This window comes from Streptomyces sp. NPDC098101 (assembly GCF_044760185.1).
GTDB lineage: Bacteria > Actinomycetota > Actinomycetes > Streptomycetales > Streptomycetaceae > Streptomyces.
The window spans coordinates 681189-693750 of the sequence record NZ_JBIWAS010000003.1 but is presented as its reverse complement, the minus strand read 5'-3'; the positions used below and the strand labels follow the sequence as shown (position 1 = coordinate 693750).

The following is a 12562-nucleotide window of genomic DNA, read 5'->3' as shown; positions in this document are numbered from 1 at the left end:
GCGCGGTCGGGCCGCGCCGGGACAGACGCGATCACGAGGAGGAGTCCAGGATGCCGCTGAAGGAGCCGCGCCCTCCGGGCGCACGCGGCCGGCGGGCGGGCGGCCGGTGGGCCGCCGTGCGCGAGCAGGGGCACCTGTGGGCGGCGGCCCGGCGGGCCAGACGGCTCATCCACCGCGATCCGGGCCTCATGGGCGCCGGGGACATGGCCGCGGTGGTCGGGGCGGTCGAGGAGAAGCGGGGCCGGCGGATCGTGATGGTCGGGGTCCCGCTCCCGCCGGAGGTGTCCGCCTTCTGCGTCCGCGGCCACGACCGGGACTACGTCGTCGTCGACGCGCAGGCCGGCGAGCTGACCCGGGCGCACGCCACCCTGCACGAGCTCTTCCACCTCTGGGAGGACCACCCCGCCGAGGAGGGCGGTCACGCCCCGGGGATGGACGAGGCCACGATCCGCCTGCTCCTGCCCGGCCTCCGGCCCGGGGCCGTACTGAAGGTCCTGACCAGGTCCCACTACGCCCAGCGGGCCGAGCTGGGCGCGGAGACGTTCGCGACGCTCATGCTCCAGCGGCTGCGCCTCTCCGGGGCGCGCGGGGACGAGCCCGTCTCGTCCGCCCTCGCGCACCGGAGCGCCGGTGTCTGAGCGCGCGACCACGGCGGTCTACCTCGTCGTGGCGGCGGTCAACCTGCTGATCAGCCTCTGGAAGGGCGCGGCCCTCCTGCGGGAGCGGACGGTCACCCTGGCCCTGATCACCCTCAGCTTCGCCGTGTCGGTCCTGGTGTACGCGGCGGCCAGCCCGGCCGGTTACCGCGGCCTCGGCGAGGCCACGGGGCGGCCCAGCGCCGCGACCCTTCCCGTGTACGCGGGGATCGTCGTGTGCTACGCGATCACGCACGTCCTCACGGTGCTCTGGACCGTGCCCCCGTCGCCCGGCGGGCGCGCCGGGGTGCACCGGAGGGCCCGGGCGTGGGCCGGGGCGTACGGGGTGGTGATCGTGGCCATGGGGGCCGCCTTCTGGTCGGCGGACCTGGACGGGCGGCCCGCGGACCCGCTGCGCTTCAACACGGACTTCGCCGGGCAGCCCCTGGTGCTCGTCTTCCTGGTCCTGTTCCTGGCGGCGCTGTCCTGTGCCACGCTCAGCACCGCCCGGCTGGCCCGCCGTACGGTCCCGGCGGATCCGGACCTGCGGCACGCGGTCCGGTACTTCGGCGTGGCGATGGTGATCTGCTTCGGGTACGTGGTGTGCAACGCCCCGGCCGTCCTCGCCGCGAGCCTGGGCAGCCACGCCCTCGACGACGTGGGCACCCTGGGGTCGTTCTTCGGCACCGTCGCGGCGGTCCTCACCAGTTACGGGATGACCGGCGCCGCCGTCAGCGCGTGGCTGCGGGAACGGCGGGACGTCAAGGCCCTGCAACCGCTGTGGGACCTGACGGTGAAGGACGTGGACGAGAGGCTCGCGCTGGACCCGGGCGGCGCCGGGCTGCGCCTCACCCGCGTGAGGTTCACGCTGCACCGCCGGGTGGTCGAGATCCTCGACGGGATGCGCGTGCTGCGGGCCTGGTCGTCGGCCGACGCGGCCGGGGCCGCCGTACGTCACGCGGCGGCGGCCGTCCCGCCCCTCCCGGCGGCGGAGCGGCAGGCGGTCGTGACGGCGGCCGTGCTGCGGGACGCCGGGCTCCGCCTCCGGGAGGCGCGGCGCGACGCGGCCCGGTCGCGGCGGGCGCGTCCGGTTCCGCCGGACGGCCCGGTCGCCCCGCTTCCCGGGGAGGACACGGCCGCGTCCGACGAGCGGGGCCGGCTCCTGCTCGTCGCCGCCCACCTGGACCATCCGCTCGTCGCCTCGGCGCTGCGGGAGCTGTGGCCCGGGGACGCCGGCCCGCGCGGGACCTCCGGTGACCGCGCGGTAATGTCCTGACCGGCCGGCGCGCGGCACGGCGCCGCCAACAGCGTTCGAGGACTCGGCCGTTGCGCCGAAACGGGGGGCACATGAAGCGGGCCGTCGTCATGGGCGGGAGCTACGCGGGGCTTTTCGCCGCCCGGGTGCTGAGCGACCACGCCGAGGACGTCGTGGTGGTGGAGCCCGACGCGATCGGGCCCGACGGCCTCGGGCTGCGGACCCCGCAGCGGCACCAGCTCCACGCCCTGCTGTCCATGGGGCACACGCAGCTGGAGCGCTGGTTCCCCGGGATCACCGACGACCTGGTGAAGGGCGGCGCGCTCCTGGGCGAGGGCGACGACGTGCGGTTCTACCTGGACGGGCGGCTGAAGGCCCCGGTGCCCGGGGCGCGGATGCTCGGCGCCACCCGGCCGTTCCTGGAGGGCCACCTGCGGCGCCGGGTCGAGGGGCTGGGGAACGTGCGGTCCGTCCGGGCGCGGGCCACCGGTCTCGTGTTCCGGGGCGACCGGGTGGCCGGCGTGACCACGGAGGCCCCCGACGGCGGGCCCGGGGAGACGTTCGACGCCGATCTCGCGGTGGACGCGATGGGGCGGAACAGCCCGCTGGAGGACTGGCTCGTCCGGCAGGGCTGGGACCGGGCGCCCGTCGAGGCCATGAGGGTCGACCTCGGGTACGCCACCGCCCTGTTCCGGCGCGGGGACGAGCTGGGCGGTACGGTCGTCGCCCACTCCAGCCCGGGGCCCGCGAGCGGCTACCTGCCCACGGTGACGGAGCCCGGCGCCCTGACCGCGGTGGAGGGCGACCGCTGGTCGGTCGTCCTGGCCGGTTACGCCGGCCACCGCCCCGGGCCCGACCCCGAGGAGTTCCTGCGGCGGATGCGCCGCTGCGTCGAACCGTTCCGGACGGTGGCGGACGCCTCCGCGAGGATCGGCGGCGTCAGGACGTACCGCTTCGTCGAGAGCCGCCGCCGGGTCCACACCCGCCTGGACCGGTTCCCCGGCGGCCTCGTCGTGGTGGGGGACGCCCTGGCCAGCGTCAACCCGGTCTACGGGCAGGGCCTGACGCTGGCGGCGCTGGCGGCGAACGCCCTGGGCGCCCACCTGCGTTCGGCCCCGTCCCCGCACGTCCCGGCCCGGGACTACTTCCGCCTCGCCGAGGCGGTCGTGGACGGGGCCTGGGAGCTCTCCACGGCGGCCGACCTCGCGCAGCCGCACGTCACCGGCCCGTACCCCCGCGGCTACCGCGTGCGGAAGTGGGTCGCCGACCGGCTCACCGAGGCGTCCGTGCTCGATTCCGCCGTGAACGCCCGGTACATGGGGGTCGTGAACATGGAGCTGCCGCCGAAGGCCCTGACCGACGTGCGGTTCCTCGCCCGGGCCGCCCGCGTCCTGATCAACGGCTGAGGGGAGCCCGGCATGTGGAAGCGCGTCCTCGACCGTGCGGGAATCCGGGAGCCGGAGGCCCGCCGGGGATACACCGAACAGCGCCGGGCGGTGCGCCGGTTCGCGCCGGCCGAGTACACGGCGGCGCGGCTGCTGCTGCCGGCGGCGCTCCAGCCCGACGTCGTCGTCCTGGTCGCCTTCATGCACGAGACCGACGACCGGATCGACCGCGGCGGGCTGCCGGAGCGCGAGGAGGCGCTGCGGCGGTGGCGGGCGCTCACGGACGGGGCCCTGGCCACCGGCACGTCCCCGCACCCGGTGCTCCGGACGCTCGCGTGGGCGGCGGCCCGGCATCCGGTGCTGCGCGGGCGCGTGCGGGCGTTCCTCGACGGGGCCGTCCAGGAGGTCACCTGGGAGCGGTTCGGCACGGAGGCCGAGGTCGAGCGGTACGTCGAGGGGTACTCGCTGCCCGCCCTGATGCTGTCCATGGGCCTGCTGGCGCCCGGCGACGGGGCGGAGGCGGCCGCGTTCGAGCGGGCCTGTCTGGCGCTCATCACGGCCATGCAGCGGCTCGACTTCCTGGAGGACCTCGCGCAGGACGTCGAGGAGGGGAGGGTCGGCGTCTCGGACGAGGCCCTCGCCCGGCACGGCCTGACGGTCCGGGACCTGCGCCCGGAGACGGCGCGCGCGGACCGGGTCGCGGCGCTCGTCGCCGGTCAGACCGGTGTCGCCGCCGCCTTCCTGGAGGAGGCCCGGCCGGTCGTCGACCTCGCGGCCGGGGCACACCGCCCGTTCCTGCGCGCCGTCCTGGGGGTGCAGGAGCTGCGGGCGGCGGCGGTGCGGAAGGCCGGGGCGTCGCTCGTGTCCCGCCCGTGCGGGCCCCCGCCGGCCGGGTGCGCCGCCGTACTGCTCCGGGAACTGGCGCGCCGGGGCGCGGGGCGTGACCGGCCGGGCAGGGTCTAACGGGGCGTGACAGGCCCGGGGTGTGACAGGCAGGGCAGGGCCTGACGGGTCGTCACGGCTGCCGCAGCAGGCCCCGGATCTTGCCCATGAGGCGGGTGCGGGAGGGCGGGGCGAGGGCGCGGACCTGGTCGGTGATCTCCCGGAGCTCCTGCTCGTGCGGGTCCGCCTCGGGTTCCGGCGGGGGCGGGGTGAGGACCGCCGCGAGGGCCTCCCTGAGCTGGTCGGCCAGCCGGATGTCCGCGACGTCGACGCCGCCGCGCAGCGCGAGGCCGCTGACGCGCTCCCCCCGGAGGGTGCTCAGCGTGAGGAGGCTCGCGTAGACGGGGCGCAGCGCCCGGGCGAGGGCCCGGCGGCCGCTCGTGCTCAGGAAGCCGGGGTCCACGTCGAAGAACTCCTCCAGGGAGGCCGTCACGGCCCTGCCCGCCTCGCGGTTGCCCGAGAGGAGGGCGGAGACCATGCCCCGGGAGAGGCCGAGCGCGTCCGCGATGTCGACCTGCCGGTAGGGCTTGCCGTCCGGTGCGCGCCGGGTGTCGAGGAGGAAGGCCAGGCGGTCGGTGAAGCCCGGGTTCAATGCGTCGTCCGGGACCGGCTCGCCCCGGAGGAGGGCGAGGACGACGTCCTCCGGGATGCCGGTCCGGCGGGCCACCGAGTCGAGTTCCAGGTCCTCGTGGGTCATCGCCGTGGAGGGGAGCAGTCCGTTGATCGCCGTGATCAGCGCCGCGAGGTCGTCCTGCGGCGGGTCGACGGCGTTCATGCGAGGCGGTCTCCAGCGGGGCGGGGGCGGTCGGTTGGGTGCAGGTTAGCCGCCCGTCTCCGCCCGAGTCACGGGCTCCGGCCGTTCCGGGGGGCGACTCCGGCCAGGAAGTTCACAATTGTTGACACCGCCGGGCGCGTGCAGCAGGATCGGTGAACGTGCTTGTCCCCGCGGGGACTTCGCACGGTGACCTCGCGCGGCGGCGCGCGGGCCGGCGCGCGGAGTTCCGGGGGACGGGTACGGGGGTCCCGTCCGGGCGGGACGCGGCGTCGCCGCTCCGCGGCCGCCGGCGACCGGTCCGGGTCCGCCGCCACCCGTACGAAGATCGACCCGCACCGCAGGGGTGCTCCGCAGCCGGCGCGGTGCGACCGCGCCGCCCGGGAACAGCTCCCGGCCACCGCCCCGGACGGCAGCGCTCCCGGTCGCGGCCCGGTCGGCTCCCCTGCCCGCCAGAGGGAGCCCAGTCATGTCGCGCGCACCGGACGCCCCCTCCGCCCGCCGGCCCGTTCCCGGCACCGTCGCGGTCGTCGCGCCGTACGGGGACGACGACGGCCACCTCCGCGAGTACTCCCGCCTCGGCTGGGAGTGCGTCACCGTGACCCTGCCGGACCACGAGCGCCCCGCCGCCCACCGCGCGGCGGACGCCCCCGACCGCTCCGGCACCGTCGCGCACACCGGGATGCGGCGCACGGTGCGGAAGCTCGCGGGCCGGGGCGTCGACCGGGTGGTCGCCGGCAGCGGCCTGGGCGTGGAGCTCGCCGACCGCCTCTCCCACCTCCTCGGCCTCCCGGGAAACGACCCCGGCACGACGTTCGTCAGGACCAACCGGGCGATCCAGGCCGCCGCGCTGGGCGATTCGGGGATCGCCTCGGTCCCCTCGGTGTACTCCACCGACGTGACGGACGCCCTGCGATGGGCCGAGATGGTCCGCTTCCCGTCCTACGTCGTCGCGGCGGCCGACAGTTCGGTGACGGCGCGGCCCGCCGTCTGCTCCACGCCGGACGAGATCACGGCGGCCTGGTGCCGGGCGCACCGGGCCGCCCGGTACCAGACCGGGTCGGGCGAAGTGGTGGTCCAGGAGCGCGTTCCGGGCCCGCAGTACCTCGTCCACACCGTCAGCGGCACCGCGTCCGGCGAGCACCTGGTGTCCGCGATCTGGGCCGAGAGCCGGACGGACGCGCAGGTGCACGACCGCTCCGAACTGCTCGACCACCGCGCGCCGCTCTTCCGCGCGCTGTCGCCCTACGCCCTGCGGGTGCTGCCCGTCCTCGGGATCGTCCACGGCGCCGCCCGGCTCCGGGTGGCGTGGTGCGAGCGGCGCGGGCCGGTCCTGCTGTCGGCGCGCGCCTTTGCCCAGCCGTCCCCGGCCGACGACTACTCCCCCTCGGTCAGCCACATCGCCGCAGCGGCCCGGGCGGCGACGACCGAGGGCCTCGGCCGGGCCTCGGCGAGCGGGGACCGGGCCGTGATGCGGGTCTCCCTGGCGGCCCCCGCCGACGGCTGCGCGCTCGACGCCACCCTGCTCCGGACCATCTCGGCCCTGCCGACCCTCGCCCACGTCATCCGGTTCGCGCGGCCGGGGCGCCCGCTGCGCAAGACCCTCGACCGCGCCTCGTCACCCGGCGAACTCGTGCTGACCGGCGCCGCCCGCGCGGTCGAGGAGGACTACCGGCTGATCCGGTCCATCGAGCGGATCGGCCTGTACGGGGGCCGGCGCCCCTGACGGGGGGTCACCGGCGGCACGCCCGCCGGGATCCGGCGCGGAAACGACGGAGCCGGGCGCCCCGGGCGGGCCGCGTACGGGACGCGGCCGTGCCGGGGCGCCCGGCATCCGTGCCGTGCGCGCTCCGCGACCCGCTTTCGGGCGGGTCGCGGACCGGTTTCTAGTACCAGTGGTTGGCCTGCCAGAAGGACCAGGCACCGCACGGGCTGCCGTAGCGGCTGTCCATGTAGTTGAGGCCCCACTTGATCTGGGTGGCGGGGTTGGTCCGCCAGTCGGCGCCGGCCGAGGACATCTTGGTGCCCGGCAGCGCCTGCACGAGGCCGTAGGCGCCCGAGGACGGGTTGGTCGCGCGGTAGTTCCAGCTGGACTCGTGGTCCACGATGTTGCTGAAGCACTGGAACTGCGAGGCCGGCACGATCTGGCGGGCGATCGCCTTGACCTCGGCGATGGTGTAGGAGCCCTGGGCGGCGAAGGACGAGATGTCGCGGGCCGAGGAACGGCTGGCGCGCTCCGCCTCCTCCTTGGCCTTGCGCTCCTTCTCCGCCTTGGCCTTCGCCTCGGCCTCGGCCGCCGCCTTGTCGGCCGCGTCCTTCTTGGCCTCGGCGTCCTTGGCGGCGCGGATGCGGGCCGCTTCCTCGGCGGACTTCTTCGCGGCCGAATCGGCTGCGGCGGCCTGGACGGAGGCCTGCTCCGCGAGGGACGAGACCTGCACCTGTGCCTGCTCGCCCGCGGGAATGTCCGCGAGCAGCGTGGTGTCGGCGGCAGCGGCCTCGAAGTTGTCCTCGGCGGGCTGCGCGGCGTTGCCCGAGGCGACGCCGACGACGGCGCCGACGGTGGTGACCGCAGTGGCCGAAGCCACCGCGAATCCCCGGACCGAGATCCGGCTCACACGGTTTCCTTCCAGCATCGCCCGCACAGGTGACCACACGGGCGAAATCTTGCCCCTGGCACTGGTCTCCGACGTACGGGGTCACAGGAGACACGGGCCCGTGGTGCTGTGGGCGGCATACGGCGGACGGCTGTTGAGTTGTGCGGTGTGTGCTCCCGAAGGGTGCACGGGTGCCGTATGCGGGGCCTGACGGAAGCAAGACTTTGCCGGACGGCGATGCCGCAAGGCAATTCTGTGTTGCGTGTGAAAGCTCACATCGCGAATGGGGCAGGTGTTTTGGCGGATGTGGCGGACATGGCGACGCCGCCCGGCTAAGCTCCTGCGCTTCGCCGGGCGGCGTCAACTTCCGTACCCGTACAGAAAGGTACGAAACGGTCAGATCTGAACGTCCTCCAGCATCTCCGTCACCAGCGCGGCGATCTGGGAGCGCTCGGAACGGGTGAGGGTGACGTGGGCGAAGAGCGGATGCCCCTTCAGTTTCTCGATGACGGCGACGACTCCGTCGTACCGGCCCACCCGGAGGTTGTCGCGCTGGGCGACGTCATGGGTGAGTACGACCCGTGAATTCGCCCCGATCCGGGACAGAACGGTCAACAGGACGTTCCGCTCCAGGGACTGGGCCTCGTCCACGATGACGAACGCGTCGTGGAGGGAGCGGCCCCGGATGTGGGTGAGCGGCAGGACCTCCAGCATCCCCCGGCCGAGCACCTCCTCGACGACCTCGCGGCTCGCGACCGAGGACAGCGTGTCGAAGACGGCCTGCGCCCACGGGCTCATCTTCTCGGCCTCGCTGCCCGGCAGGTAGCCGAGCTCCTGGCCGCCGACCGCGTACAGCGGACGGAACACCATCACCTTCTGGTGCTGGCGGCGCTCCAGGACCGCCTCCAGGCCCGCGCAGAGCGCGAGCGCGGACTTGCCGGTGCCGGCCCGGCCGCCCATGGAGATGATGCCGACGTCCGGGTCGAGGAGCAGATCGAGCGCGATCCGCTGCTCGGCGCTGCGGCCGCGCAGCCCGAAGGCCTCCCGGTCGCCCCGGACGAGCCGCACGTTCCCCTCGGCGGTGACCCGGCCGAGCGCCTTGCCGCGCTCGGACTGGAGCACCAGCCCGGTGTGGACCGGGAGCTCGGCGGCCTCCGGCACGTACAGCGTCTCCTGGTCGTAGAGCAGGTCGACCTGGTCGGCGGAGAGGGCGAGCTCGGACATGCCGGTCCAGCCGTTGGCGTCCGTGATGGCGAGCTCGGCCCGGTACTCCTCGGCGAGGAGCCCGACCGAGGAGGCCTTGATGCGCAGCGGCAGGTCCTTGGAGACGACCGTGACGTCGTACCCCTCGGCCTGGAGGTTCCGCGCGACCGCGAGGATCCGTGAGTCGTTGTCCCCCAACCGGTAGCCGGCGGGCAGGACGCCGGGATCGGAGTGGTTGAGTTCGACACGCAGGGTGCCGCCCAGGTCCCCGATGGGGAGGGGGGCGTCGAGGCGTCCGTACCGGACCCGGAAGTCGTCGAGCAGGCGCAGGGCCTGCCGGGCGAAGTAGCCGAGCTCCGGATGGTGCCGCTTGGCCTCCAGCTCCGTGACCACGACGATCGGGAGCACCACCTCGTGCTCCTCGAAACGGGACACGGCGTTGGGGTCGGCCAGCAGGACGCTGGTGTCGAGAACATAGGTGCGCCGGTCGGAAAGGCGGCGCTTCGTGCTGGTCACCACGGAAGGACAGACCCCCTCTGAAGACCCTTGCGAGGTCGGGGCGCGACGGAACCGGTGTCGCTGCGGAATGGGACCGGGTTCAGGCCACGATGCGCGGGCCGAACCACGGCCCTCCGCTTCTCCCGTGCGTGTCCCGCACGGTCGTCCTGGTGCAAGGGGCCTCCCGGGTGGCGGACTCCGTGCCGCTCACTTCACCAGGGATATGCCCTCGAACGAGCCCCGCCATGCCATGGCATATGACGACGTGTTCGTGAACACGAGGTGATCGGTTCCGGCCGCGGTGCCGGGGGGCGCCTCAGGTCCCGTAGCGCCGGTGCCGGGCGGCGTAGTCGCGCAGCGCCCGCAGGAAGTCGACCTTGCGGAAGGCCGGCCAGTGGACCTCGCAGAAGTAGTACTCGGAGTGGGCGCTCTGCCACAGCATGAACCCGGAGAGCCGCTGCTCGCCGCTGGTGCGGATCACCAGGTCCGGGTCGGGCTGGCCGCGCGTGTAGAGGTGCTCGGAGATGTGCTCGACGTCGACGATCTCGGCGAGCTCCTCGAAGCTCGTGCCCCGCTCGGCGTGCTCCAGGAGCAGCGAGCGGACCGCGTCGGCGATCTCCTGGCGGCCGCCGTAGCCCACGGCGACGTTCACGAGTATCCCCGTGTTGTCCCGGGTGGCCTCCTGGGCCTCCTTCAGGACGGACTGGGTGCGGGCGGGCAGCAGGTCCATGGTGCCGACGTGGTGGACCCGCCAGCGGCCGTCGGAGGCCAGCGCGCGCACGGCGTTCTCGATGATGCCGAGCAGCGGGACGAGCTGCGCCTCGGGCCGGTTCAGGTTGTCCGTGGAGAGCATCCAGAGCGTGACGACCTCGACGTCGGTCTCGGCGCACCAGCCGAGCAGCTCCTGGATCTTGTCCGCGCCCGCCTTGTGTCCCTGCTCGGGGGTCCCGCCGGACGCCTTGGCCCAGCGCCGGTTCCCGTCGAGGATGACGCCGATGTGCTTGGGCACCTGGGCGTGGTCGAGACGGCCCTCCACCCGGCGTGCGTAGAGCCCGTACACCAGGTCGCGCAGGTTCACCGTTCTTTACCCCTCTGTGCAGCGACGGACCCCAGGCATCGGCGGTCCGCAAGCGGCCACACTACTGCGCGGGGGCCGCGGGCTCCCAGCCCGGGACGGTCACAAGTCCGTGATAAGCAGAGATACGTGACTGATTCCTCCCCGTACCGCGCTTCCGCGGACCGTTACGACACCATGGAGTACCGCCGCACGGGCCGCAGCGGCCTCAAGCTCCCGGCGGTCTCGCTCGGCCTCTGGCACAACTTCGGCGACGACCGCGCGCTGGACTCGCAGCGCGCGATCCTGCGCCGCGCCTTCGACCTGGGCGTCACCCACTTCGACCTGGCGAACAACTACGGGCCGCCGCCCGGTTCGGCCGAGCTGAACTTCGGCAAGCTCTTCGCCCAGGACTTCGCCCCCTACCGGGACGAACTGGTCATCTCGACCAAGGCCGGCTATCTGATGCACCCCGGGCCGTACGGCGAGTGGGGCTCCCGCAAGTACCTGCTGTCCTCGCTCGACGCCTCCCTGGACCGGATGGGCCTCGACTACGTCGACATCTTCTACTCGCACCGCTTCGACCCGGAGACCCCGCTGGAGGAGACGATGGGGGCCCTGGCCTCCGCCGTCCAGCAGGGCAAGGCGCTGTACGTCGGCGTCTCCTCCTACACCGGCGAGCAGACCGCCGAGGCCGCGCGGATCCTGAAGGAGCTGGGCGTCCCGGCCCTGATCCACCAGCCCTCGTACTCGATGATCAACCGCTGGACCGAGGAGGACCGCCTCCTCGACACCCTGGAGGCGGCCGGCATGGGCTGCATCTCCTTCGTGCCGCTGGCGCAGGGCCTGCTCACCAACAAGTACCTGAAGGGCATCCCGGAGGGCTCGCGGGCCACCCAGGGCAAGTCCCTCGACCCGAACCTGCTCTCCGACGAGGTGCTGCGGCGCCTGCGCGGCCTCGCGGACATCGCGGAGCGGCGCGGCCAGTCCCTGGCGCAGCTGGCGCTGGCGTGGGTGCTGCGGGACCCGCGGATGACGTCGGCGCTGATCGGCGCGTCCAGCGTCGCCCAGCTGGAGGAGAACGTGGCCGCGCTGGCCGGCGCTCCCCTGACGGACGAGGAGCTGACGGAGATCGACTCGTTCGCGGTGGACACGGCGGGCGCGAACATCTGGGCCGGCCGGGGCTGACGTCCCGGGCCTTCCCCTGGAGGAGGGCCGGAAAGAAAAAACGGGCCGGTCCGTGGGGGGGATACGGACCGGCCCGAGGGGGGGTTTCCACCATAACCCTTCGTTAGTCGTCCCGCGCGCCACCTCCGCCGGAAGTCCCGCGCGCGATCCCCCGGATCCCGTGCGGGACAAGGGCTGTGGGGCCTCGTGGCGGGTTTACGCCCCGGCGTGGCGGCGGGGTTCCGTCCCTCCCAGGGGGGACGCGGGGGCGGGGGCGCGACGTTGACGCGGGGGTCTCCGGCGGGCCGTCAGGGGACGGCGGTGAACGCGCCGAGGAGGAGGCCGAGCAGTCCGCCCGCGAGCATGAAGGGCCCGAAGGGGATCGCCGAGGAGCGGCCGGCCCGTCGCAGCAGGACCAGACCGAGGCCGTACACCGCGCCGAGCAGGAAGCCCGCGAACGCCCCGGCGAAGAGGATCCCCCAGCCGTACCAGCCGAGGGCCGCGCCCAGCGGGAGCGCCAGCTTCACGTCGCCGAAGCCGAGGCCGCTCGGGTTCACCAGGAAGAGCACCAGGTAGCCGCCGCCGAGGGCGAGCGCGCCGAGCAGCGCGTGGAGCCAGGAACCGGCGTCGTACGGCAGGAGGGCGGCGGCCCCGAGGAGGAGCGGCAGGGCGGCGGCGAGCGGCAGGGTCAGTCCGTCCGGCAGCCGGTGGACGCGGGCGTCGACGCAGGCGAGGAGGACGGCGAAGGGGGCGGCGAGCAGCCAGACGGCCAGCTCGGGCCGGGGCGTGCCGGTGGCGGCGGCGAGCGCGGCGCAGACCAGGGCGGTGAGCAGGGGCGCGGCGACCGGGGCGGCGGTGGCGCACTCCCCCCGGCCGGGCCCGCCGAGCCAGCCGCGCGCGGGCCCCACGAGCACGTGCCCGGCGGGGCAGCGGTCCCGCCAGGGCTCCTCCGGCTCCACGGCGAGCCGGTGGGCGGCCCGCGGGACGAGCATCCCGGCGGCGGCGCCCCACAGGGCGGCGGCGGTGATCAGCAGCGAGACGTCCACGGGCAGACCTT

11 protein-coding genes are annotated in these 12562 nt (G+C 74.4%); 6 read left to right on the top strand and 5 right to left on the bottom strand.

Translation table 11 applies throughout. From position 1 onward, the window contains the following. The first annotated feature begins 50 nt into the window (after window positions 1-50). The 4 genes from ACIQVI_RS16215 to ACIQVI_RS16200 all read left to right on the top strand — a co-directional run bounded on the left by ACIQVI_RS16215 (window position 51) and on the right by ACIQVI_RS16200 (window position 4238). Window positions 51-638 carry a hypothetical protein gene (locus tag ACIQVI_RS16215; RefSeq protein ID WP_351973270.1) on the top strand — a complete coding sequence of 196 codons (588 nt, stop codon included), beginning with the start codon at window positions 51-53 and terminating at the stop codon, window positions 636-638. Continuing rightward, on the top strand, window positions 631-1911 hold the full coding sequence (locus ACIQVI_RS16210; protein WP_403595900.1) for an MAB_1171c family putative transporter: 1281 nt from the start codon (window positions 631-633) through the stop codon (window positions 1909-1911). Before ACIQVI_RS16215 ends, ACIQVI_RS16210 begins: the two co-directional genes overlap by 8 nt. Before the next feature lie 71 nt (window positions 1912-1982). After that, the gene (locus ACIQVI_RS16205) at window positions 1983-3296 is read left to right on the top strand and encodes an FAD-dependent oxidoreductase (protein ID WP_403595897.1); all 1314 of its coding nucleotides are present in this window, start codon (window positions 1983-1985) and stop codon (window positions 3294-3296) included. A gap of 12 nt (window positions 3297-3308) precedes the next feature. Beyond that, window positions 3309-4238 (top strand): phytoene/squalene synthase family protein, encoded by a 930-nt coding sequence (locus ACIQVI_RS16200; protein ID WP_403595894.1) that lies wholly within the window; start codon window positions 3309-3311, stop codon window positions 4236-4238. 52 nt (window positions 4239-4290) lie between these two features. On the opposite strand, the gene ACIQVI_RS16195 is transcribed toward ACIQVI_RS16200, so the two are convergent. Continuing rightward, window positions 4291-4992 carry a helix-turn-helix transcriptional regulator gene (locus tag ACIQVI_RS16195; RefSeq protein ID WP_351973274.1) on the bottom strand — a complete coding sequence of 234 codons (702 nt, stop codon included), beginning with the start codon at window positions 4990-4992 and terminating at the stop codon, window positions 4291-4293. A 466-nt stretch (window positions 4993-5458) separates the two neighbouring features. Here ACIQVI_RS16195 and ACIQVI_RS16190 point away from each other — a divergent pair, with 466 nt between their 5' ends. Further along, window positions 5459-6715 carry a hypothetical protein gene (locus ACIQVI_RS16190; protein WP_351973275.1) on the top strand — a complete coding sequence of 419 codons (1257 nt, stop codon included), beginning with the start codon at window positions 5459-5461 and terminating at the stop codon, window positions 6713-6715. A gap of 160 nt (window positions 6716-6875) precedes the next feature. Here ACIQVI_RS16190 and ACIQVI_RS16185 read toward each other — a convergent pair whose 3' ends face one another. From ACIQVI_RS16185 to ACIQVI_RS16175, 3 genes are all read right to left on the bottom strand, one after another. Continuing rightward, window positions 6876-7622, bottom strand: coding sequence for a transglycosylase SLT domain-containing protein (locus tag ACIQVI_RS16185; RefSeq protein WP_121831548.1), 747 nt, complete (start codon window positions 7620-7622; stop codon window positions 6876-6878). Between the two features lie 357 nt (window positions 7623-7979). After that, window positions 7980-9305 carry a PhoH family protein gene (locus tag ACIQVI_RS16180; RefSeq protein WP_351970960.1) on the bottom strand — a complete coding sequence of 442 codons (1326 nt, stop codon included), beginning with the start codon at window positions 9303-9305 and terminating at the stop codon, window positions 7980-7982. A 295-nt stretch (window positions 9306-9600) separates the two neighbouring features. After that, the gene (locus ACIQVI_RS16175; RefSeq protein WP_351970961.1) at window positions 9601-10362 is read right to left on the bottom strand and encodes an isoprenyl transferase; all 762 of its coding nucleotides are present in this window, start codon (window positions 10360-10362) and stop codon (window positions 9601-9603) included. Between the two features lie 126 nt (window positions 10363-10488). On the opposite strand from ACIQVI_RS16175, the gene mgrA reads away from it, so the two are divergent. Beyond that, on the top strand, window positions 10489-11526 hold the full coding sequence (gene mgrA / locus ACIQVI_RS16170) for an L-glyceraldehyde 3-phosphate reductase (protein WP_351970962.1): 1038 nt from the start codon (window positions 10489-10491) through the stop codon (window positions 11524-11526). A gap of 287 nt (window positions 11527-11813) precedes the next feature. Here the strand turns inward: mgrA and ACIQVI_RS16165 are convergent, their stop codons facing one another. After that, window positions 11814-12551, bottom strand: a complete 738-nt coding sequence (locus ACIQVI_RS16165; protein ID WP_351970963.1) for an A24 family peptidase — start codon at window positions 12549-12551, stop codon at window positions 11814-11816. Between the last annotated feature and the right edge of the window lie 11 nt (window positions 12552-12562).